Annotated in this window: 20 protein-coding genes and 1 riboswitch; of the genes, 4 read left to right on the forward strand and 16 right to left on the reverse strand. The window is 72.8% G+C overall.

Features of this window, described 5'->3' with window-relative positions:
* The first annotated feature begins 99 nt into the window (after nt 1-99).
* Both AOK01_RS19145 and AOK01_RS19150 read left to right on the forward strand, forming a co-directional pair.
* Nucleotides 100-1,575 carry an FAD-dependent oxidoreductase gene (locus AOK01_RS19145; protein WP_055513268.1) on the forward strand — a complete coding sequence of 492 codons (1,476 nt, stop codon included), beginning with the start codon at nt 100-102 and terminating at the stop codon, nt 1,573-1,575.
* Nucleotides 1,572-2,036, forward strand: coding sequence for an ester cyclase (locus tag AOK01_RS19150; RefSeq protein WP_157871365.1), 465 nt, complete (start codon nt 1,572-1,574; stop codon nt 2,034-2,036). Before AOK01_RS19145 ends, AOK01_RS19150 begins: the two co-directional genes overlap by 4 nt.
* Nucleotides 2,037-2,145: 109 nt before the next feature.
* On the opposite strand, the gene AOK01_RS19155 is transcribed toward AOK01_RS19150, so the two are convergent.
* The 6 genes from AOK01_RS19155 to AOK01_RS19180 form a co-directional block, all read right to left on the reverse strand.
* Nucleotides 2,146-2,772, reverse strand: a complete 627-nt coding sequence (locus AOK01_RS19155) for a YigZ family protein (RefSeq protein WP_055513271.1) — start codon at nt 2,770-2,772, stop codon at nt 2,146-2,148.
* Nucleotides 2,773-2,811: 39 nt separating this feature from the next.
* The gene (locus AOK01_RS19160; RefSeq protein WP_055513273.1) at nt 2,812-3,351 is read right to left on the reverse strand and encodes a SixA phosphatase family protein; all 540 of its coding nucleotides are present in this window, start codon (nt 3,349-3,351) and stop codon (nt 2,812-2,814) included.
* Nucleotides 3,348-4,142 carry a hypothetical protein gene (locus tag AOK01_RS19165; RefSeq protein WP_055513275.1) on the reverse strand — a complete coding sequence of 265 codons (795 nt, stop codon included), beginning with the start codon at nt 4,140-4,142 and terminating at the stop codon, nt 3,348-3,350. The genes AOK01_RS19160 and AOK01_RS19165 overlap by 4 nt, the downstream gene beginning before the upstream one ends.
* A 70-nt stretch (nt 4,143-4,212) precedes the next feature.
* Nucleotides 4,213-5,133: an ABC transporter ATP-binding protein gene (locus AOK01_RS19170; protein ID WP_245702306.1), complete on the reverse strand. Its 921-nt coding sequence runs from the start codon at nt 5,131-5,133 to the stop codon at nt 4,213-4,215.
* Entirely contained in the window at nt 5,130-6,146 is a 1,017-nt protein-coding gene (locus AOK01_RS19175) for a FecCD family ABC transporter permease (protein WP_055513278.1), read from the reverse strand. Before AOK01_RS19175 ends, AOK01_RS19170 begins: the two co-directional genes overlap by 4 nt.
* On the reverse strand, nt 6,143-7,183 hold the full coding sequence (locus tag AOK01_RS19180) for an ABC transporter substrate-binding protein (protein ID WP_213862114.1): 1,041 nt from the start codon (nt 7,181-7,183) through the stop codon (nt 6,143-6,145). Before AOK01_RS19180 ends, AOK01_RS19175 begins: the two co-directional genes overlap by 4 nt.
* 68 nt (nt 7,184-7,251) lie before the next feature.
* A riboswitch (cobalamin riboswitch) is annotated at nt 7,252-7,438 on the reverse strand.
* Nucleotides 7,439-7,559: 121 nt separating this feature from the next.
* On the opposite strand from AOK01_RS19180, the gene AOK01_RS19185 reads away from it, so the two are divergent.
* Complete coding sequence (locus tag AOK01_RS19185; RefSeq protein WP_055513280.1) at nt 7,560-7,967, forward strand: CoA-binding protein; 408 nt, start codon at nt 7,560-7,562, stop codon at nt 7,965-7,967.
* 63 nt (nt 7,968-8,030) lie between these two features.
* On the opposite strand, the gene AOK01_RS19190 is transcribed toward AOK01_RS19185, so the two are convergent.
* The 4 genes from AOK01_RS19190 to AOK01_RS19205 all read right to left on the reverse strand — a co-directional run bounded on the left by AOK01_RS19190 (nt 8,031) and on the right by AOK01_RS19205 (nt 11,256).
* Entirely contained in the window at nt 8,031-8,828 is a 798-nt protein-coding gene (locus tag AOK01_RS19190) for a VOC family protein (RefSeq protein ID WP_055513282.1), read from the reverse strand.
* Nucleotides 8,829-9,138: 310 nt separating this feature from the next.
* Nucleotides 9,139-9,696 carry a YbaK/EbsC family protein gene (locus AOK01_RS19195; RefSeq protein WP_055513285.1) on the reverse strand — a complete coding sequence of 186 codons (558 nt, stop codon included), beginning with the start codon at nt 9,694-9,696 and terminating at the stop codon, nt 9,139-9,141.
* Nucleotides 9,697-9,739: 43 nt separating this feature from the next.
* Complete coding sequence (locus tag AOK01_RS19200; RefSeq protein ID WP_055513287.1) at nt 9,740-10,312, reverse strand: helix-turn-helix domain-containing protein; 573 nt, start codon at nt 10,310-10,312, stop codon at nt 9,740-9,742.
* Nucleotides 10,313-10,470: 158 nt separating this feature from the next.
* On the reverse strand, nt 10,471-11,256 hold the full coding sequence (locus AOK01_RS19205; protein ID WP_190853912.1) for an acyltransferase: 786 nt from the start codon (nt 11,254-11,256) through the stop codon (nt 10,471-10,473).
* A gap of 121 nt (nt 11,257-11,377) precedes the next feature.
* On the opposite strand from AOK01_RS19205, the gene AOK01_RS19210 reads away from it, so the two are divergent.
* Nucleotides 11,378-11,908: a gamma carbonic anhydrase family protein gene (locus AOK01_RS19210; protein WP_055513291.1), complete on the forward strand. Its 531-nt coding sequence runs from the start codon at nt 11,378-11,380 to the stop codon at nt 11,906-11,908.
* 86 nt (nt 11,909-11,994) lie between these two features.
* Here AOK01_RS19210 and AOK01_RS19215 read toward each other — a convergent pair whose 3' ends face one another.
* The 6 genes from AOK01_RS19215 to iolD form a co-directional block, all read right to left on the reverse strand.
* Nucleotides 11,995-12,648, reverse strand: coding sequence for a DedA family protein (locus tag AOK01_RS19215; RefSeq protein WP_055513315.1), 654 nt, complete (start codon nt 12,646-12,648; stop codon nt 11,995-11,997).
* Nucleotides 12,649-12,786: 138 nt separating this feature from the next.
* A complete protein-coding gene (locus AOK01_RS19220) occupies nt 12,787-15,249 on the reverse strand; it encodes a beta-glucosidase family protein (RefSeq protein ID WP_055513293.1) in 2,463 nt (820 codons plus the stop codon).
* Between the two features lie 301 nt (nt 15,250-15,550).
* A complete protein-coding gene (locus tag AOK01_RS19225) occupies nt 15,551-18,037 on the reverse strand; it encodes a SpoIIE family protein phosphatase (protein ID WP_055513295.1) in 2,487 nt (828 codons plus the stop codon).
* A gap of 116 nt (nt 18,038-18,153) precedes the next feature.
* Entirely contained in the window at nt 18,154-18,936 is a 783-nt protein-coding gene (locus tag AOK01_RS19230) for a GntR family transcriptional regulator (protein ID WP_055513297.1), read from the reverse strand.
* A gap of 118 nt (nt 18,937-19,054) precedes the next feature.
* Nucleotides 19,055-20,551, reverse strand: coding sequence for a CoA-acylating methylmalonate-semialdehyde dehydrogenase (locus AOK01_RS19235; RefSeq protein ID WP_055513299.1), 1,497 nt, complete (start codon nt 20,549-20,551; stop codon nt 19,055-19,057).
* 58 nt (nt 20,552-20,609) lie between these two features.
* On the reverse strand, nt 20,610-22,370 hold a 1,761-nt coding region (gene iolD, locus AOK01_RS19240), incomplete at its 5' end, for a 3D-(3,5/4)-trihydroxycyclohexane-1,2-dione acylhydrolase (decyclizing) (protein WP_055513301.1).

The raw sequence follows: 22,370 nt of genomic DNA on the forward strand, positions 1-22,370 counted from the left end.
CGGCGTTCGACGTCACCGGATCACCGGACCCCATGACTACAAGACCACAGGACCCCAGGACCCCAGGACCCCAGGACCAGAGAATCACAGGAGGTCACAGTGCGTCACTTCGACGTCGTCGTCATCGGGGCGGGTCCCACCGGCCTGACGGCAGCCGCCGAGATCGCTCGCGAGGGCCACTCGGTGGTGGTCCTGGAAAAGCGGCCGCAACCGTCCGCGCTCAGCCGCGCCTTCGGTGTGCACGCCCGCACCCTCGAACTCCTCGACCAGCGCGGCCTCGCCGAGGAGCTGACCGCCACCGGTGTCACCGCCCCGGGCCTGCGCCTGCTCGGAAAGGCCGAGATCGACCTGACCCGGCTGCCGTCCCCCTTCCCCTGCATCCTGGTCACCCCGCAGGCGAACGTCGACGGCCTCCTCGATCGCCACGCGCACGCACAGGGCGCGGTCGTCGAACGCGGCGTGGAGATGGTGGACATGGTGCGGGAGGCCGACACGGTCCGCGTCGTGGGACGCCGCGGCGATGCCACCGAGGAATGGTCCTGCCAGTACCTGATCGCCGCCGACGGGGTGCACAGTCCGGTGCGCCGGATGACCGGGCAGCCGTTCCCGGGCCGTTCCGTCCTGCGGTCGGTGGTGCTCGCGGACGCGTATCTCGACTCTCCGCCGCAGAGCCTGGTGACGGTGAACGCGACCAAGGACTCCTTCGCGTTCCTCGCGCCGTTCGGCGACGGAATGTACCGGGTCATCACCTGGGACCGCAACGACCAGCAGGACAAGGACGCGCCCGTCGATCCGGAGGCGATCCGCCGCGTGCTGCGTCGCACCATGGGCACCGCCTTCGGCCTGGGCGAGGTCACGTGGACGTCGCGGTTCCACTGCGACGAACGCCAACTGCCGTCCTACCGCGACGGACGGGTGTTCTTCTGCGGGGACGCCGCACACGCCCACTCCCCCGCCGGCGGCCAGGGCATGAACACGGGCATCCAGGACGCCGCCAACCTCGGCTGGAAGATGGCCGCCGTCCTCGACGGTGCCGACCCGCGGATCCTCGACACCTACCAGGCCGAGCGACACCCGGTCGGCCGGCTGGTACTGCGCACCAGCGGGGCGATGATCCGTGCGATGACGGTGCGGCCCCTTCCCCTGCGGCTGCTGCGCACCGCCCTGCTCCGGCTGGTCCTCGGTCTTCGGCCGACGGCCCGCAAGGCCGCGCTGACCTTCTCCGGCATCGGCATCGCCTACCCGCGCCGCCGCGGCGAGCACCGGCTCACCGGGTCCCGCGCCCCGGACCTCCCGCTCCGTGAAGGCAGCCGGCTCTTCGGGTCCCTGCGCACGCCGGGGTTCCTCCTGGTCCTCGAACAGCACGCCACCACGCCCTTGGACGTTCCCAGCTCGGTGCGAGTCGTCCACCGCGAGGACGACGGCCCCGCACTGCTGGTGCGTCCCGACGGATACGTCGCCTGGGCCGGCGACTCGACCACCGAAGGGTGGAGCACCGTCCACGCCCGGTGGGCCCTGCCCGCCGGCGGAAGCACGACCCGCCGGTCCCCGTCCACCACGAGGAGCGCACGATGACCGCCGCCGACGTGTACCGCACGATCATCGAGGACGTCGTCGGCCTCGGCGACGTCGAACTGGCCGGCAAACTGTTCGCCGACGACTTCGTCGCGCACCGGACGGGCCTGCACACCTCGTTCGCGCTCCTCGGCGGGCCGCCGCCCGCCCCGGGAGCCGAACTGCCGGGCAAGCGCAGGTTCCTCCAGGGGCTGAGCCGGATCAAGGCGTCCTTCCCGGACTGGTCCTGCACGATCCACCACTGTGTGGCCGATACGGAACTGGTGGCCGGCGCCTTCACCGTGAGCGGGTCGTTCACCGGCAGCGAGCCGTTCCTCGGCCTGCCGCCCAACGGCCGCCGGTTCGCCTTCGAGGAAGCCGGCATCCTGCGCATCCGTGACGGGCAGGCCGTAGAGGGGTGGTTCGTCGGCGACGAGCTCGCGTTCGTCAACACACTCACGGATCTGGGGCTGCACACCTAGACCGCACGCCTGGGCCTCACTGAGACCTCACTGAGACCTCACTTGGACCTCACTTGGACTTGCCGCTCCCGTGTCAGCTCAGCCGGCCCGTTGTGCGGCCATGTACGGCCTACGCGTCCCCGTACGCCTCTCCGCCCAGCTCGAACCCCGCTGTCCCCGCCGTGCTGTCGGCCAGCCAGCTCCGGAAGGCCGCGACGTCGGCGTCCGGCAGGCCGATCTCGATGGTGACGGCCTCCCCGTAGCGCACGTCGCGTACCGCCCGGCCGGTCGACCGCAGGTCGTTCTGGACCTTGCCCGCGCGCTGGTGGTCGACGGTCACGGTGGCGAGACGAAAGCGTGTACGCGTGAGCGTGCCGAGGGTGTCCAGGGCCTGCCCCACCGCGCCACCGTAGGCCCGGATGAGACCGCCCGCACCGAGTTTGACGCCTCCGTAGTAGCGGGTGACGACGGCGACTACGTACCGCATGTCCCGCCGCAGCAGCATCTGGAGCATCGGGACGCCTGCGGTGCCGCCAGGTTCGCCGTCGTCACTCGCCCTCTGTACGGAGGCGTCGGCGCCGATGACGTACGCGAAGCAGTTGTGTGTCGCGTCAGCGTGCTCCTTGCGGACGGCCGCGACGAAGTCCTGGGCCTCGCGCTCGGTGGCCGCCGGCGCCAGCGCGCAGCGGAAACGGGAGCGGTTGATCTCGGTCTCGTGCACTCCCGCGCGGGCCACGGTGCGGTACTCGTCCTGCATCGGGCCAGCGTATGCGCGCCGCGCACACTCGGGTGACCATCACTTCTTTCCGCGCGGCACGATCATGTCCGTGAGCAGGGCCGTGCCGGGGCCGAGTGATGTCCAGTCGCCGCCGTGCCAGGCGAGGACCGCGATCGCCGAGGTGGGGAACTTCGAGCGGACGTCGTCCAGCGCGCCGTCGAGGCTGTCCCCGGCCAGCGTGAGGACCAGTTCCGCGAGGCCGGGGTTGTGCCCGATCAGCAGCAGGGTCTCGGCGTCCGCGGGCGCCTCGCGCACCACTTCGAGCAACTCGGGCACATCGGCCCCGTACAGCCGTGGGTCATGACGTACCGGAGGAGGCGTGCCCCACTGCGCGGCGGCCAGGTCCCAGGTCTGCCGGGCGCGCACGGCGGTGGAACAGAGTGCGAGATCCGACAGGCAGTCGGCGGCGGCGAGGGCGCGTCCGGCGGCCGGGGCGTCCCGGCGCCCGCGCGACGCGAGTGGCCGCTCGTGGTCGGCGACGCCGTCGGGCCAGGCCGACTTGGCGTGCCGCAGCACGACGAGGCGGCGCAGCGGGCCCGCTCCGGTGCGCGCGATCACGCCGGGGCCCCGCGGCCGATGTCCCGGGTGAGCTCAAGACCGAGGAGCCGGTCCGCGTAGGCGTACGTCTCGAAGCGGGCCCCGTCCGGAACGGTCCCCGACGTCTCCACCTTCCGCAGCACGGCCAGTACGGCGGGCACGTCCAGGTCGTCCTCCCAGGCGGCGCGCAGCTGTTCCCGTACGGGGTCGGGGATGGGCCCGGATGGCCGGGTGGCCCAGGTGGCGACGGCGCCGCGCCAGCGCCTCAACTGGTCCTCGGCCTCCGCGAGGTCGGCCGCGCCGAGCCGCAGGGCCTCACCGCGGGGGCGGGCGAGCAGGGCGAGGCGCAGGGCCGAGGCGCGCTCGACGTCCTGCGCGACCTCCGCCACGCCGCTCTCGACTGCGGCCGGGGCGACCTCGATACGCGGGCCGACCGGCGCGGCACCGGCCGCTGTTTCGCCGGCTGTCGCCGGTTCGTCCCTTGCCGTCATCATCTCGTCGGCGGGGCCGCGTACGTGCAGCACCTGGGACTCGCCCAGGCCGGGGCTGCTGTCCCGTTCGTCCTCGAACGGCCGGATGCCGAGCGTCGCGGCCCGGGCCCGGAGCTCCGCACGTCCCTCCGTGCCGGTCAGGACGGTCCACACGGGTGTTCCGCCGATCTCCAGGGCCCGTACGAGGACATCGGCGATCAGGAGCACGCGCAGCCCGGCGGTGTCGGGGCGCGGCACATGGGCCTCGACGCGGGTCAGGCCACGGCGGGCGGGGGCGGCGGTGACGGAGTCGCCGGTTCGGGCGTCGGTGATACGCAGCACGGGGTGAGCGTAGGCGTGCGAACGGCCGCGCGCAGGGATGCCGCCATGATTGCGGACATGTGTGTGCCGATCACCGGGGCGCGGGCGGGCTCACGGTGCCCAGGAACCGCACGTGCGGCCGGCCGTCGGAGCCGTCGCGGGTGACGGCGGCCCGCACTCCGTACACCTCGGCGATGAGTTCCTCGGTGAGCACGTCGCCCGGGGTTCCGCGAGCCACCACGCGTCCTTCGCGCAGGACGACGAGCCGGTCGCAGTACATCGCCGCGAGGTTCAGGTCGTGCAGGGCGACGACGCTGGTGACCGGGAGCGAGGTGACAAGGGCCAGCAGGTCGAGCTGGTGCTGGACGTCGAGGTGGTTGGTCGGTTCGTCCAGGAGGAGTTCGCGGGGTTCCTGGGCGAGGGCGCGGGCGATCTGCACGCGTTGGCGTTCGCCGCCGGACAGGGTGTGCCAGGACTGGTGGGCGCGGTCGGCGAGGCCGGTGCGGGCCAGGGCGTCACGTACCGCCTCCTCGTCGGCGGGGGACGGGGGTGTCCAGGCACGGCGGTGCGGTGTGCGGCCGAGGCGTACGACGTCCAGGACGTTCAACTCGACCTGTGTGTCGGTCTGTTGCTCGACCACTGCGATACGGCGGGCGATGTCGCGGCGGCCGAGACCGGCGAGCGGGCGGCCGTCGAGGGTGATCACGCCCGAGGCCGGGGCGAGGACGCCGGAGAGCAGGCGCAGGAGGGTGGACTTGCCGGAGCCGTTCGGACCGAGGAGGCCGACGGTGGCGCCGGGGGCGGGGCTGATGCTGACGCCGTCCAGGATGACGCGTCCGTCGGCGGTCCGGCTGACGCGCCGGGCCCGCAGCCCGGCGGCAGGCCCGGCGGCCGCCACGTTCTCGACGCCCTCGGCACTCCCGATGCCCTCGGCGCCCCCGACACCCTCTGCACTTCCGAAGCCCTCGGTCGTCGTCGCGTCCTCGGTCGTCATCGCGTCCTCGGTCGTCATCGCGTCCTCCGTGTCCGGTACAGCACCAGCACGAACACCGGTACGCCGATGAGCGAGGTCACCACTCCCACGGGCACCTCCTGGGGATCGAGGACGGTACGGGCCAGGGTGTCCACCCACACCAGGAACACCGCCCCGGCGAGGGCGGCGACCGGCAGCAGCCGGGCGTGGCCGGAGCCCACCAGCGCGCGGGCGGCGTGCGGCAGGACGAGGCCGACGAAGCCGATGGCGCCCGTCGAGCTGACGAGCGCGGCCGTCAGGAGTGCCGTCGCGCACAGCAGCACGAGCCGGGTGCGGGCCACGGACACCCCGAGGTTCGCGGCGGCGTCCTGGCCGAAGGCGAACGCGTCCAGCGTGCGCGCGTACGCCAGGCAGACCGCCAGCGTGACCACCAGTACCGCGAAGCAGACCCAGACGTCGGTCCAGCCGACCCCGCTCAGGGAACCGAGCAGCCAGAACAGGACGCCGCGGGTGGTCTCGGCGTCGGCGGCGGTCATCACGACGAAGGAGGTGAGCGCGGAGAAGAGCTGCATCGCGGCGACACCGCTCAGCACCACCCGGTCCGTCGTCCCGCCGAGGATGTGACTGAGCAGCAGCACGAGCCCGAACGAGAGCAGTGCGCCGAGGAACGCGCCCGCGGAGACCGACACCAGGCCGCCGCCGGCCCCGAGGACGACCACGACGACCGCGCCGGTCGAAGCGCCCGAGGACACCCCGAGGACGAACGGGTCGGCGAGCGGGTTGCGCAGCAGGGACTGCATCACCGCGCCGCACACGGCGAGTCCGGCCCCGCAGACGGCGGCCAGGAGGGTGCGCGGCAGTCGCAGCTGCCAGACGATCCCGTCCCGGATGGGGCTCAGCTCCGTGCTCCCCCAGCCGAGATGGGACGCGACCACGGACCAGACGTCACCGACACCGATGTCCGCGGGACCGATGGTGATCGCGACGGCGACGGACGCGACGAGCAGTGCCGCACCGGCCGCGCAGAGCAGTCCCACGCGCGGACGGGTCACCCCGCGAGCCCGAACTCCCGCAGAGCGGCGGCGACTTGTTCGACGCCCTCGACGGTACGGATGGTCGGGTTCAGCGCCTGCCCGCTGACCAGGACGTACCGCTTCTTCCGCACCGCTGTCATGTTCCTGGTGACCGGGTCGGACTCCAGGAACTCGATCTTCTTCTTCGCGGACTCGGCGGTCTGCGACTTGCGGGTCAGGTCGCCGATGACCAGGACGTCGGGGTCGCGGTCGGCCACCGTCTCCCAGTTGATCTGGGGCCATTCCTCGTGGGTGTCGTCGAAGACGTTCTTCGCGCCGAGTTCCCTGGTGATGACGCCGGGGGCGCCGCAGCAGCCGGCCATGTAGGGCGACTGCGCGTTGGCGAACCAGTAGAGGAGGGAGACGTCCGAGGCGTCGATACCGGACGTGGCCTTCTTCATGCGCTGCTTGAGCTCGGAGACGAGCTTGTCGCCCCGCTCCGGGACGCCGAACACCTCGGACAGATCACGAATCTCGCCGTAGACGGCGTCGATGCCGAGCGGTTTCTGCCGCGCGCCGTCGCCGTCTCCGGTGTTGTCCTTGCCCGCGCAGTCGGAGGGCGACACGTACGCGGGCACGCCGAGCTTCTCGAACTGCTCCCGGGTGGCGACGCCTCCCTTGCCGAGCGTGGACTCGAACGACGCGGCGACGAAGTCGGGGTCGGCGTCCAGGACCCGCTCGAAGGAGGGGTTGCTGTCGGCGATCCGGCGCACCTTCGCGTTGGCCTTCTCCAGACCCTTCATCACCGGGTCGGTCCAGGTGGCGGTGCCGGCCATGCGGTCGGCGAGACCCAGCGAGAGCATGATCTCGGTGGTGCCCTGGTTCAGGGAGACGGCCCGCCGGGGCGGGGCCTTTACGCGGACGGTGTGGCCGCAGTCGTCCAGGGTGACGGCGGTCGCGGAGTCCGCGCCGCGCGAGCCGGGAGAGCCCGGCGAGTCGGCCGCGCCGCAGCCGGTCAGCAGGACGAGCCCGGAAACGAACAGGGCGGCAGGGCGGGCGGGGCGTGCGATGGGCACGGGAATTTCCTCAGGCGTCGAGGGCTCGAACGCGGAGCCCGGTCGTACGGTGCTCCCCCGCCGTCTCGGGACCACGGAGGCCGCCAGCAGGTCTTCGGACTCGGGTTCACCCGGACGAGGCGCCTTCCCGGACCGTCATTCCGGTCCAGTGGCCGATGCCCCGCCCGTCACCCTCACCGCTGCGCGTCAGCTCCGGATTTCCACCGGATTCCCTGACCCACGTACATGGGTTCGACTGGCTCCGGCAAGCTATCACGGTGGGTTTCGCGGCGAAGCGGGCGGTGCGCGGGCTCCCGCCCGGGGGCTCGGGAATCACCGCGCCGTGCCCGCTGTTGTCCGGCGCAGCAGGTACACCCGCGTTTCCAGGAGGCACACCGTGTACGGCGACCCGGCAACGGTCCGCAAGATCCTCACCGAGCTCGGCGACACCTGGGCCGTCGTCGGCCTGTCGTCGAACGAACGCCGTCCCGCGTACGGCGTCGCGGCGGTGCTCCAGCGCTACGGCAAGCGCGTGGTCCCGGTCCACCCGAAGGCGGAGACGGTCCACGGGGAGAAGGGATACGCCTCCCTGGAGGACATCCCCTTCGAGGTCGACGTCGTCGACGTGTTCGTCAACAGCGACCTCGCCGGCTCCGTGGCCGACGAGGCCGTCTCCATCGGCGCCAAGGCGGTCTGGTACCAGCTCGGCGTGATCGACGAGGCCGCCTACGAGCGCACCCGCGCGGCAGGGCTCGACATGGTCATGGACCGCTGCCCGGCGATCGAGATTCCCCGCCTGGGCTGATCCGCCTGGGTTGATCCGGCGGGCGGGGACGGCGGACGCCGGGCCCCATCCGCCGGCGGAGCCCTATCGCTGCGGCTTCGACGTCACCGTGAACTGCGCGCCGTCGGGATCGCGCAGCACCGCCTCCGTGGCGGACGCCCCGTCGCGGACCGTGCCCCCGTGGTCCAGCGCGGCGCGCATGCAGGCGTCGACGTCGGCGACCGAGAAGTGGACCTGCCAGTGGGGCCGGATCGTGGGGTCGGGGGCGGCCTCCACCGCGCCGGAGTGGATACGGGCCACCACGTCGCCCTCACTGCGCAGCACCACCTCGTCGCCGTCGTAGTGCACCTCGCAGCAGCCGGGCCGGGAGGTCGCCCACTCCAGCACCTCGCCGTAGAACATGGCGGCGTCGAAGGCGTTGCGCGTGTGCAGCCGCAGGAAGGCGGGGGCGGCCCGGCGCCAGGTCTCCCAGCCGGCGACGAGCTGGCCCTCCCAGATACCGAAGACGGCTCCGTCGCGGTCCGCCAGCAGGGCCGCCCGGCCCGGCGAGAAGCCGATGGGCCCGACCGCTGTCGTGCCGCCGCGCTCCTGGCCCCGGGCGACCGCCTCGTCCGCGTTGTCCACCGCGAAGTAGGGGGTCCAGGCGACGGCCATCTGCCACGTCGAGGCCACGGCCGCGACCCCCGCGACGGGCACCCCGTCCGCGTAGGCGATACGGAACCGGTCCATCAGCGCGGTCGTCCGGAACCGCCAGCCCAGCACCGCCCGGTAGAAGTCCTCCGCGGCCCCCTGGTCGCGCGCCGTGAGGCTGACCCAGCACGGGGCGCCCGCCACCGAGTGACTGGAGACGACGTCGCTTCGGACAGTTGCGTCGCGGTTCATGGCAGTACCGTTCCTGAATCGTGCCGAGGGGTTCGGGCGGACGCCCGGCGCCGGCGAACGCGCTCGCCGGGCCGTGATTCCGCCTTCCTCAGCATCCCCCGCTCGCGCCTCCCTCGCCCGGAGACAGGCTGGGGCTTCGCGTCCCGAGTACCCGGAAGGCACACCCGAAACAGCCGCAGGACCGGGGCGCCCGACCGAGCGCGGGCCCGTCGCCCAGCCGGTGAACGGCGAACAGATCACCCGGCGCCGTTGCATACGTGTGTTGACAGGGCCCGCGAACCGCAACCGACCCATGCCGGCACCGTGGTGGTCAGGCGGTTCCGAGCCCTTCCAGCACCACGACGTTCGGCAGCTCCGCGAAGGCCTTCCCGGGCATGAGCAGCTTTCCGCGCCGCCGGCCGCTGCCCACCAGCACGTACGGCAGGTCGACGACGGCCGAGTCCACCAGCACCGGCCAGTCGGCGGGCAGCCCGAGCGGTGTGATGCCGCCGTACTCCATGCCGGTCTCGCCGGTCGCCGTGTCCATCGACGCGAACGACGCCTTGCGCGCGCCCAGTTGACGCCGGACCACGCCGTTCACGTCGACCCGGGTGGCGGACGGCACGACGCACGCGGCGAGCGTGGTCTCCCCGCCGCGCTTGCCCGCGACGACCACGCAGTTCGCGGACCGGTCGAGGAGTTCGGGGCCGTAGTGTTCGAGGAAGGTGGCGGTGTCGGCCCACTCCGGCTCGGTGTCCACGTACACGATCTGCTCGGCGGGGACGCTGCCGCGCCATGCGCGTACGGCGTCGGCGACCGGGCCGGTGAGCACGTCGAGGCGTTCGGTGGCGGGCGTGGCGTCGTCGAAGTGTCCGATGGGTGCGCGCATGACCGCACGCTAACAGCCGTGCGAACGTCTCCCGCCGGGAGGTTCAGTGCACGCCGGGGACCGACACGGCCATGACCATCTCCACGGGTACGTCACCGGCGTTGGCGTACGTGTGGGGCGTGTCGGCCTCGAAGGAGGCGCTCGCGCCCGCCGGGACGCGGTGCTCCGTGCCGTCGACGGTGAGCGCCAGCTCGCCCTTCGTGACGTGGATGAGTTCGACCGTGCCCGTGGGGTGCGGGTCCGAGGGGCTGCCCTCGCCCGGCATCAGCCGCCAGTCCCACATCTCCAGCGGGCCGGGCGCCTCGGTGCCCGCGAGGAGCCGGTTGTAGCTGCCGGCGTCGGTGTGCCAGAGCCGTACGGCCCGCTCGGCCGGGACGATCCGGACCTTCGGGCCCTGCTCGTAGTCGAGCAGCGTGGTGACGCTGATGCCGAGCGCGTCGCCGACCTTCACGACGGTGCCGAGGCTGGGGTTGGTGCGGGCCTGCTCGATCTGGATGAGCATGCCGCGGCTGACCCCCGCACGGGCGGCGAGGGCGTCCAGGGTGAAGCCGCGCTCGGTGCGCCACCGCTTGACGTTGCGCGCGAGTGACTGGGTCAGGAGGTCGAGATCCGACACATTCCGTCCAATATTCTGGATGACAGAGTCAAGTGAACCGAACTACGGTGCGGTGCACCCGATCGTTCACCGAACTGTACTGCGAGGCCCGGACCGCGAAATTCGCACTGCGCCGTTCGGACCGCGCCGTTCGGGCCGCGCCGTTCGGGCCGCGAGGTTCAGGGCTCGGCGCGTACGTCCCCGTGGGCGCTTTCGACGGCCCGGAGCGCGGCCACACCCTCCGCGTCCAGCTCCGCCAGCGCGTGCAGTTGCTCCGAAGTGACGCCGTCGGGGATCGGTACCGGCGCCGGCGTCCGCAGCGGCGGCTGCCAGCCGTCGCCCGGCGTCCAGCGCCGTACGACCCGCGCGGGCGCCCCGGCCACCACCGCGTGGTCGGGCACGGTACCGCGCACCACCGCGCCGGCCGCCACCACGACGTTCCGCCCGATCCGCGCCCCCGGCAGGATCACCGCGCCCGTGCCGATCCAGCAGCCCGGACCGATCTCCACCGGCTCCATCCGCGGCCACTGCTTGCCGATGGGCTCCTGCGGGTCGTCGTACGAGTGGTTCGTCGACGTCACGTACACATAGGGCCCGACGTAGCAGTCACTGCCGATCGTGACCGTCGTGTCGGCGATGACATGGCTGCCGCGGCCGAGGACGACGCCGTTCCCGATGCGCAGGATGGGCTCGGCGCCGAGGTCGAGGTCGGGCATCAGCCCGGCGGTCAGGGTGACTTGCTCGGCGATGACGCAGTGGTCGCCGAGGTGGATCCACGGTTCACCGAACACCGTGCCCTGCGGGAAGGCGAGCCTGGTCCCCGTCCCCATCGCGCCGAAGCGCAGCCGGCCGGGCCGCTCGGCGGTCACCGCGCCCGTCCGCTGCACCCAGGCCCAGCCCGCGTGAACGGCCCGCTGGACGAGGCGGCGCCGACGGGACGAGAACGTGTTCCTCTTCTTGGGCACCCGCTCACCGTACTCAGCGTGCCGTCCGCCCACGTGCTCGTACCGCTGTGATCTTCGCCCCACCCCTGCGCGGCCCCGCCCCCTATACGGTGCCGGTACCGACGAGAACGAGGAGACGGCGATGACGCACAAGGCGCTGATCATGGGCGTGGGCGGCAAGGACCCGAAGGTGGACCCCGAGGCGTTCGCCGCGCCCACGTCCGTGGTGCTCGGGGACGTGACCCTGCACCCGGGCGCGAGCGTCTGGTACGGCGCGGTGCTGCGCGCGGAGACCGGTCCGATCGTCATCGGGGCGGACAGCAACGTGCAGGACAACTGCACGCTCCATGTCGACCCGGGTTTTCCGGTCACCGTCGGGGAGCGGGTGTCCATCGGACACAACGCCGTGGTGCACGGGGCGACCGTCGAGGACGACTGCCTGGTCGGGATGGGGGCCACCATCCTCAACGGAGCGGTGATCGGGGCGGGTTCGCTCGTCGCCGCGCAGGCGTTGGTGCCGCAGGGGATGCGGGTCCCTCCGGGGTCACTCGTCGCCGGTGTGCCCGCGAAGGTCAAGCGGGAGCTCACCGCCGAGGAGCGGGAGGGGGTTTCCCTCAACGGGACGCTGTACGTGGAACTGGCTCGGACGCACCGGGAAGCACACGGGGGTTGAGGCTCAGCCGCGGGCTGCGGGTTCGTCGTGGCTGGGCGCGCAGTTCCCCGCGCCCCTGGTGGGGCGCGGCTCAGCCGAATCCGCCGCTACTCCGCCACCGGCACGGGCTCCCGCTCCGGCCCCGACTCCGGCTCCGCTGTCATCTTCTTCGCCTTGCGCTTGACCACCAGCATCGAGACGAGGCCGATGAGCAGGGCGAGCACCAGGCCGAGCCAGGAGAAGCGCTTGAGCCAGGACTCGGCGACCACGCCCACGTAGTAGATGACCGCGGTGGTGCCGCCCGCCCAGAGGGCCCCGCCGAGCACGTTGGCGATCAGGAACTTCCAGTACGGCATGTGCAGCACACCCGCGAGCGGGCCCGCGAAGATCCGCAGCAGGGCGATGAAGCGGCCGAAGAAGACGGCCCACATGCCCCACTTCTCGAAGGACCGCTCGGCGGTGGCGACATGGCCCTCGCTGAAGTGTCTGGGGAATTTCGCGCCGAGCCAGGCCAGCATCGGGCGCCCGCCCTTGCGGCCGATGGCGTACCCGATGGAGTCCCCGACGATCGCGCCGGCGGTCGCGCAGACGCCGAGGACGACGGGGTTGATGTCACCGTGTTGGGAGGCGAGCAGCGCCGCGGAGACGAGGATGATCTCGCCCGGCAGCGGAATGCCCAGGCTCTCCAGGCCGATGACCAGGGCCACCAGCGCGTAGATGCTCACCGCGGGCACGGTCTCTAGCCACTCCTGGACGTGCAACGCCGGTCCCTCCAGATCCACCGCGGTCCGGGCCGTGCCCGGCGTACGCCGGTCACGCGCACGCCGGGCAGCCTACCCGGTCGGTTCCACGGACCCGGACCGCCGGGGCAGCTGAGGCGCAGCCGAGCTGCCGGGGCCTCACACGTCCACCGTCGTCCGCAGTCGCAGCTCGCGCGACGAGGCGCCGACCCACACCGTCCGCCGCCCGATGCCGAGCACCCAGCCGTGCCGCCCCGCATCCCACGAGGACAGCGTGCGTTCGTCGACGCGCACGGTGATCCTGCGCGACTCCCCCGCCTTCAGCCCCAGCCGCCGGTAGCCGCTCAGCACCCGTGCCGCCTGGTCGACCCGGAGGTCCGGCGAGGGGCCCACATAGACCTGCGGGATGTCGATGCCCTCCCGCCGCCCCGTGTTCCGCACGGTGAAGGCCACGTCGAGGCCGTCCCCGGTCCGTGCCACCTCCAGTCCCTCGTACGCGAAGGAGGTGTACGAGAGGCCGTGCCCGAACGGGAACAGCGGCCGTACGCCCCTGGCGTCGTACCAGCGGTAGCCGGCGTGGATCCCCTCCGAGTACTCCTCGACGCCGTTCATGCCCGGGTAGCGACGCGGTTCGCCGGCGACCGGGTGGTGGTCGTCGTCGACCGGGAAGGTCTGGGTGAGCCGTCCGCCGGGGTCGCAGTCGCCGAACAGGACGGCGGCGGTGGCCGCCGCGCCCTCCTGGCCCGGGTAGTACATCTGGAGCACGGCGGCGGTGCGTTCCAGCCACGGCATCGCGGTCGCGGACGAGGTGTTGAGGACGACGGTCGTCCGCGGGTTCGCCGCCGTCACCGCCTCGATCAGCCGGTTCTGGTGGCCGGGGAGCGCGAGGGTCGTGCGGTCCTGGTTCTCGGTGGCGTCCTCGTACGCGAAGAGGACGACGGCGTGCGCGGCGCTCGCGGCCCGCACCGCCTCGGCCACGTCCTGGGCGCGGGTCGCGCCGGTGACGCGCCGCAGCCTGAACGTCTGTCCGGTGGCGCCGCCCTCGGCGACGATCTCGATCCGGTGCCCGCCTGCGGCGAGGTCGAGCGCCTTGCGCCGTACCGCGAGGCCGTCGGGCGCCGCCGACACCAGTCCGCCGGCGAACTGTTCGGCCATCCGGTCCGCCATCGGGAAGAGTTCGCTCCCGTCCAGGAGCACCGTGGGCCGCGTACCGGAGTAGTGGATGACGAAGGTCCACTCGTCGGCGTCCTCGACGGTGAGCGTCCCGTCGTACGTCCAGGTCTGCCCGGCGTCGATCCGCTGGCCCTCCGGGGCGATTCCGGCCGAGAGGGCGTCCTCGGGCAGGGGCTTGCCGAAGAGGTCCTCGCCGAGTGCGTACGTCACCCGGGAGCCTTGCCCCGCGCGGGACCTGATGGCGTCGAGCGGTCTTTCCGCGTGGTCGGGGACGACGTGGGCGCTGCCGCCGCCGCTGACGAACGGGACGGAGCCGGTGAGGCCGACGACGGCGATGCTGCGGGCGGCCCGGCCGGTCAGGGGCAGGGCGCCGTTCCTGTTGTGCAGCAGGGTCGCGCCCGCCTTGGCGACCTCCAGGGCGACGGCCGCGCCCGCCGCCGGGTCCCGGGCCGGACGGGGCGGGGCGCTGCCGTCGAGCAGCCCGAAGTCGTCCATCGCGGTGAGGATGCGGCGTACGGCCCGGTCGACGTACTCCTCGGAGACGCCGCCGTCCTGGACCGCCGCCTTGAGGGCGGTCCCGAAGTACTTGCCGTTCGGCATCTCCATGTCGAGGCCCGCGGTGAGCGAGGCGACGGTGCTGTGGGCGGCGTACCAGTCGGTCATCACCCAGCCCTCGAAGCCCCAGCGGTCGCGCAGGATGCCGGTGAGGAGCTCCCTGTTCTCGCAGGCGTAGGTGCCGTTGACCTTGTTGTAGGCGCCCATGGCGGCGCGGGAGCCGGCGCCGACGGCGGCCTCGAAGGCCCGCAGTTCGACCTCGTTGAGGGTCTGCTCGTCGACCCGTACGTCGATGCTCTCGCGGTCCTTCTCCTGGTTGTTCATCGCGTAGTGCTTGACGGTCGCGATGAGGCCCTCGCCCTGGATGCCCCTGGTCTCCTCGGCGACGAGATGCGCGGAGAGCAGCGGGTCCTCGCTGAAGGTCTCGTAGTTGCGGCCCGCGTACGGGGTGCGGACGAGGTTGACCATCGGGGAGAGCAGCACGTCCTGGCCGAGCGCGCGGCCCTCGTGGCCGATGACCCGGCCGTAGCGGCGGGCGAGGGCGGGGTCGAAGGCGGAGGCGAGCAGGACGGGTGCGGGCAGGGCGGTGGCCCGCTGTGTGACGCGGACGCCGGCGGGGCCGTCGGCGAGGCGCAGGGGCGGGATGCCGAGCCGGGCCACGCCGGGGACGTAGCCGGCCTGGCCCAGGGACCGCGGGTCGGTGGCGCCGTGCAGCAGGGAGATCTTCTCGTCGAGGGTGAGCCGGGTGAGCAGGCCCTCGACGCGGGGTCCCGCGGCCGGTTCCCGCACGGCCGCCCGGGCCGGTGCGGGGCCGCCGGTGGTCGCGGCGAGCGCTACGGCGGTCGCGCCGCCGAGCAGACGCAGGACGGACCGCCGGGACACGGTGTCGGACATGAGGCGTCACTCCTCGTTGGGTGCGGGCACGAGGAGGTGAACCGCGGGGCGCCTGGGCGGCCGTCCCGGTTCGCCCTCCGGACGCACTATGCGACAAAAATGATGGAATGCCCCGTTAGGCGCCACTGCTTCAGCGGAAAACATGACACCGACGGAAGACGGGTGCGGACCGATGGGGGCCGGCCGCGCAGTTCCGCGCGCCGCACTCGGGTGCCCCGTCAGGGGCGCGGGGAACTGCGCGACCAGCCACGGACGGCCCGCACTCGAAGAACCACGCGCCGCCGGCCGCCCGCCGCCCCGCTCAGATCGACGGGCCCGCCAGGGACTGTTCGGTCCAGATGATCTTGCCGTTGCGGGTGTAGCGGGTCCCCCAGCGCTGGGTGCACTGCGAGATCAGGAAGAGGCCGCGGCCACCCTCGTCGGTCGTCTTCGGGTGGCGCAGGTGCGGGGCCGTGGGGCTGGCGTCCGACACCTCGCAGACCAGGGCCCTCGACATGATCAGCCGCAGTCGGATCGGACCGGTCGCATGCCGGATCGCGTTGGTGACGAGCTCGCTGACCACGAGTTCGGTCGTGAAGGTCAGCTCGTCGAGACCCCACTCGCACAGCTGTCGTGCGGTGCGCTTGCGGACCTCGGCGACCGAGGCCGGATCGGCGGGCAGCTCCCAGGAGACCACCCGCTCCGCGGGCAGGCGACGGGCGCGGGCCATCAGCAGCACCACGTCGTCCGGCGGGCGGGCCGGGACCAAGGCGTCGACCACGGCCAGGCAGCTGCCGTCCAGGTCGGGGGCCCGCTGTTCCAGTACCCGGCGCAGCCTCTCCCGGTCGGCGGCGGCGTCCCGGTCGCCCGGGGGCCCCTCGGCGGCGAGCAGGCCGTCGGTGCACAGCGTGAGCACGCTGCCCTCCGCGAGCCGCAGTTCGACCGACTCGAAGGGCGGGCCGCCGACGCCGAGCTCGGGGCCCGGCGGCAGTTCGGGGAACTCCACCGTGCCGTCCGGGGTGACGACCGCGGGCAGGCCGTGGCCGGCGGCGGCCATGGAGCACCGGCCGCCGACCGGGTCGTACACGGCGTAGAGGCAGCTGGCGCCCTTGGCCCGTACGCCGTCGGCCCGCGGCGCCGTCTCGGGGTCGTCCTCCTGTCCGGCCCGGTCGACCAGGTCGTCGAGGTGGGCCAGTACCTCCTCGGGCGGCAGGTCCAGGTCGGCGAGGGTCTGCACGGCGGCCCGCAGCCGGCCCATGGCGGCGGCGGCCTCGATGCCGTGCCCGACCACGTCACCCACCACGAGCGCGACCCGAGCGCCCGACAGCGGGATGACGTCGAACCAGTCGCCGCCCAGACCCGTCAGTTCGTCGGCGGGGCGGTAGCAGGCGGCGACCTCCATCGCGTCCTGTTCGGGGAGCCGGTGCGGCAGCAGATGGCGCTGCAGGACCAGCGCCGCGTCGCGTTCCCTGGTGTAACGGCGGGCGTTGTCGAGGGACACGGCGGCGCGGGCCACGAACTCCTCGGCAAGCCCCAGGTCGTCCTGGTCGAAGGGGTTCTTGCGGCGGTGCCGGAAGAACGTGGTGATGCCGAGCGTGGTGCCGCGCGCCCGGACGGGCACGATCATCACGGTGTGCATGCCGAGGTCGCGGAAGGCGGCGGCCTCGCCGTGGGACAGGTCCACGGTCCACTCCTCGGGCGGCTGGTCGAGGTGCTCAGCCAGCCAGGACCGGCCGCTGGTCAGGACGGAGACCGGGGGCGCGTCCGCGAGGTAGCGGGCCGGCTGCCCGATCCCCACGGAGGTTTCCGGAACGCCCTCGCCGACCGACTGGTGGCCGGCCCGGCGCAGCGGCACGGCGTCCGGCCCGCTCACCGGCCCGCAGCCGGGTTCGCCGCCTTCGAGGACCGTCTCCAGCAGGTCCACGGTGACGAAGTCGGCGAGCCCCGGCACCGCCACGTCGGCCAGTTCCTGGGCCGTACGGATGACGTCCAGGGTGCGGCCGATGCGTTTGCCCGCCTGGTCCAGGAGGGTGAGGCGCTCCCGGGCCCGGTAGAGCTCGCCGATGTCCACGACCGTGTAGTACACGCCGAGCGGGTCGCCGTGGTCGTCGTCGAGCCGGGTGAAGGACATGGCGTGGGCCGTTTCCCGGTGCGGTTCCGAACGGACCGTGCCGACGTGCTCGTAACCGGCGACGGTCTCGCCGGTCTCCAGGACCTGGCGCATCACCGCTTCCAGGGCCTCGGCGTCCAGGCCGGGCTGGATGTCCCCGAGCCGTCTGCCGATCCGCTCGTGCCCGCGTCCGCCGCCGAACTGTTCCAGGGCGGCGTTCGACCAGACGAACCGCAGGTCGGTGTCGAGAACGGCCATACCGATCGGCGAGTGCGCGGCCAGCCGCTCCAGCACGCCACGGCTCATGCCCCAGCCGGGGGTGCCCGTCGTGTCGGTGGCCAGGGCCACCCAGCGGGGCGGGCCGTCCGCCGCGTCCATGGCCGGGACGACCCGTACGGTAACGACGACCGGGTGACCGTCCCGGTGACGCACCGCGAGAAGCCCGGTCCAGCCGCCGTTCCTGGCGCACAGGCCGGTCAGGGCGGGCAGCCGCGCGGCGTCCTCGGGCATCAGCAGGCCGGCCACGGCCCGGCCCACGGCCTCGGCCCTGGAGTAGCCGAACAGCCGCTCGGCGTCGGCGGTCCAGCCGGCCACCGCGGTGCGGTCGTCCAGCAGCACCACCGCGGTGTCCGCGGCATCCGCGGCGCCCGCGGCCTCGAATCGCCGCCGCGCCGCGCCGCTCTCCTCGCTCGTCGCCACCTCGGCCCTCTCCGTCCCCGGGAGCGGTCTTCCCGTCCGTCTCGCCCGGTCCGCCCGCGCCGCACGGGCCCAACGTACCGCCGCGGAGGGCTGGTGAGCCCGGTGACCGCATCCGATCAGGGGCGTACGAGCAGCTGGAAGTCGAAGGTGTAGCGGGCGGCCCGGTAGACGTGGGTGCCGTACTCGACGGCCCGGCCCGTGTCGTCGTAGGCCGTGCGTCTCATGGTGAGCAGTGCGGCTCCCGTGGGCTCGTCGAGGAGGCGGCCCTCCTCCGCGGTGGCACTGCGGGCGCCCACGGTCTGGTGGGCGCTGTGCAGGGTGATGCCTGCGGACCGCATCATCCGGTAGAGGCCGGTCGACTCAAGCCGTGCGGTGTCCAGGTCGAGGAGCACGGCGGGCAGGTAGTTGCGGAGGTGGGCCACGGGTTCGCCGTGGGTGGAGCGCAGCCGTTCGAGCACGATGACGTCGCGGCCCTCGGGAATGCTGAGGGCCGCGGCGACCTCGGCCGAGGCCGACTCGACCTCGTTGCGCAGCACCCGGGTGGCGGGGCTCTGTCCGGCGGCGGCGAGGTCGTCGTACAGGCTGGTCAGTTCCAGGGAACGCCGGACCTGGCTGTGCACCACCTGGGTGCCGATGCCCCGGCGGCGTACCAGCAGGCCCTTCTCCACCAGGGACTGGATCGCCTGACGGACGGTGGGCCGGGACAGGCCGAGCCGCGCGGCGATGTCGACCTCGTTGCCCAGCAGGTTGCCCGGGGCGAGCGCCCCGTGCTCGATCGCGGACTCCAGCTGCTGGGCGAGCTGGTAGTAGAGCGGGATCGGGCTGCCCCGGTCCAGGGTGACCTCCAGGCGGTCGAAGGCTGCGGCGGTAGCCGGACGTGCGGTTTCGGTCCCTGCCACGGGAGCCCCTCCCTTCGCTTGTCCGTGCGTACTCGCTTGTCCGTGCGTACTCGTCCGTGCGTACGGCTTCGGTGGGGCCGTGCCGGCGTCGGGCACGGCCCCCTCGGTGCGGCTCGGGTCAGGAATGGCTGGGGAAGCCGAGGTTGATGCCTCCGCTGTCGGCGGGGTCGGGCCAGCGGGTGGTGATGACCTTGCCCTGGGTGTAGAAGGCGATGCCGTCGTTCCCGTAGATGTGGTGGTCCCCGAAGAGGGAGTCCTTCCAGCCCCCGAAGGAGTGGTAGCCGACGGGGACGGGGATCGGCACGTTGACGCCGACCATGCCGGCCTGGACCTCCAGCTGGAAGCGGCGGGCGGCGCCGCCGTCCCGGGTGAAGATCGCGGTGCCGTTGCCCCAGCGGGAGGCGTTGATCAGCGCGACGCCCTCGTCGTACGTCTCGGCGCGGACCACGCACAGCACCGGGCCGAAGATCTCGTCCCGGTACGCGTCCGCGGTGACCGGGACCTTGTCGAGGAGCGAGACACCGAGGAAGAAGCCGTTCTCGTGGCCGGGCACGGTGAAGTCCGTCCCGTCCACGACGACCTCGGCGCCCTGGGCGCGGGCGCCCGCCACGTACGAGGCGACCTTGTCGCGGTGCTCGCGGGTGATGAGCGGGCCCATCTCGCTGGCGGGGTCGCTGCCGGGGCCGATCTTCAGCCCCGCGGCCCGCTCGGCGATCCTGCCGACCAGCTCGTCGCCGGTGTCGCCGACCGCGACGACGACCGAGACGGCCATGCAGCGCTCGCCCGCCGAGCCGTACGCGGCGCTGATGGCCTGGTCGGCGGCGAAGTCCAGGTCGGCGTCGGGCAGTACCAGCATGTGGTTCTTGGCGCCGCCGAGGGCCTGCACCCGCTTGCCGTGCTCGATGCCCTTGAGCTGGATGTACTTGGCGATGGGCGTGGAGCCGACGAAGGAGACAGCCGTGACGTCCGGGTGCTCCAGGAGACGGTCCACGGCGACCTTGTCGCCCTGCACGACGTTGAGCACGCCGTCCGGCAGCCCGGCCTCGGAGGCCAGCTCGGCCAGCCGGACCGCGGCGGAGGGGTCCTTCTCGCTCGGCTTGAGCACGAAGGTGTTGCCGCACGCGATGGCCAGCGGGAACATCCACATCGGCACCATGGCCGGGAAGTTGAACGGCGTGATGCCGGCGACGACGCCGAGCGGCTGGCGGATGGCGGCCACGTCGACCCGGGTGGAGACCTGGGTGGACAGCTCGCCCTTCACCAACTGCGGGACCGAGCAGGCCAGTTCGACGATCTCCATGCCACGGGCGATCTCGCCGAGCGCGTCGGAGTGCACCTTGCCGTGCTCGGCGGTGATCAGTTCGGCGATCTCGTCGCGGTGGGCGTCGAGCAGCGCGCGGTACTTGAAGAGGACCGCGGTGCGCCTGGACAGCGAGGCGGTGCCCCAGCTCTCGAAGGCGGCCTTCGCGGCGGCGACGGCGGCGTCCACCTCGTCCACGGAGGCGAAGGGCACCTGCTTCTCCTGGGCGCCGGTCGCCGGGTCGTACACGGGTCCGAAGCGGCCGGAGGCGCCCTCGACGGGCTTCCCCCCGATCCAGTGGTCGATGTTCTTCATGGGGTGCGGTCCTTTTCGTGAGCGGGGAGCCGGTGAACGAGGGGGCTGTGCGCGGGTGTCAGAGGTGGCGGCGGCGGTCGGCGACCCGCTGGTCGTACGTCGCGCGGGCGCGGGTGGCGGGCTCGCGGGAGGCGACCTCGGCGACCGGTACGTCCCACCAGGCCTCGGCGTCGGGCGCGGTGGGCGTCGGGTCGGTCTCGACGTACACGCACGTCGGCCGGTCGGAGGCGCGGGCGGTGGCCAGGGCGTCGCGCAGTTCGCGCACGGTCTTGGCGCGCAGGACGTCCATGCCGAGGCTGGCGGCGTTGGCGGCCAGGTCGACCGGCAGCGGGGCCCCGGTGAAGGTGCCGTCGGGTGCACGGTAGCGGTAGGCGGTGCCGAAGCGCTCGCCGCCCACCGCCTCGGAGAGGCCGCCGATGGACGCGTACCCGTGGTTCTGGATGAGGACCAGGTTGACGGGCAGCCCCTCCTGGACGGCCGTGACGATCTCGGTCGGCATCATGAGGTACGTGCCGTCGCCGACCAGTGACCAGACGGGGGCGTCCGGCGCGGCCTGCTGGACGCCGATGCCGGCCGGGATCTCGTAGCCCATGCAGGAGTAGCCGTACTCCAGGTGGTACTGGCGCGGGCCGCGCGCACGCCAGAGTTTGTGCAGGTCGCCCGGGAGCGAGCCGGCGGCGTTGATCACCACGTCGTCGTCGCCGACCACGGCGTCCAGGGCGCCGACGACCTGCGTCTGGGTCGGGACCGCGGTCTCGTCGTCCGCCCGGTAGGCGGCGTCGACGACCTGCTCCCAGCGCTCCTTGCCCTCCCGGTACCCGGCCTCGTACGCCGCGTCCACGCGGTGTCCTGCCAGCGCCTCGGTGAGGGCTTCCAGGCCGGCGCGCGCGTCGGCGACCAGGGTCCGCGCGGCCAGCTTGTGCGCGTCGAACGCGGCCACGTTGAGGTTGACGAACCGGACGCCCGGCTCCTGGAAGAGCGTGCCGGAGGCGGTGGTGAAGTCCGTGTAGCGGGTGCCGACGCCGATGACCACATCGGCGGTGCGGGCCAGGTCGTCGGCGACCGCGGTACCGGTGTGGCCGATGCCTCCGACGTCCGCCGGGTGGTCGTACCGCAGGGAGCCCTTGCCCGCCTGGGTGGACGCGACCGGGATGCCGGTGGCGTCCACGAACGCCTTGAGGGCCGGTTCGGCCTCGCTGTGGTGGACCCCGCCGCCCGCGATGATCAGGGGGCGCCGGGAGCCGCGTACGGCTGCCACCGCGGCGGCGAGCTCGGCCGGTTCGGGGGCCGGGCGGCGGACGTGCCAGATCCGCTCGGCGAAGAACTCCTCGGGCCAGTCGTACGCCTCGGCCTGCACGTCCTGCGGCAGGGCGAGGGTGACGGCACCGGTCTCGACGGGGTCGGCGAGCACCCGCATCGCGTTGAGGGCGGACGGGATCAGCGCTTCGGGGCGGGTGATCCGGTCGAAGTAGCGGGAGACCGGGCGCAGCGTGTCGTTGACGGACAGGTCGGCCTCGACCGGGTGCTCCAGTTGCTGGAGCAGCGGGTCGGCGACGCGGGTGGCGAAGTAGTCGCCGGGCAGCAGCAGCACGGGGAGGCGGTTGACGGTGGCCAGGGCCGCGCCGGTCACCAGGTTGGTGGCGCCGGGGCCGATGGAGGTGGTGACGGCCATGGCGGAGAGCCGGTTGAGCTGGCGGGTGTAGCCGACGGCGGCGTGCACCATGGCCTGTTCGTTGCGGCCCTGGTGGTAGGGCATGGTCTCCTCGCCGGCTTCGAGGAGGGCCTGGCCCAGGCCTGCCACGTTGCCGTGGCCGAAGAT

It is taken from the genome of Streptomyces aurantiacus (assembly GCF_001418335.1).
GTDB lineage: Bacteria > Actinomycetota > Actinomycetes > Streptomycetales > Streptomycetaceae > Streptomyces > Streptomyces aurantiacus.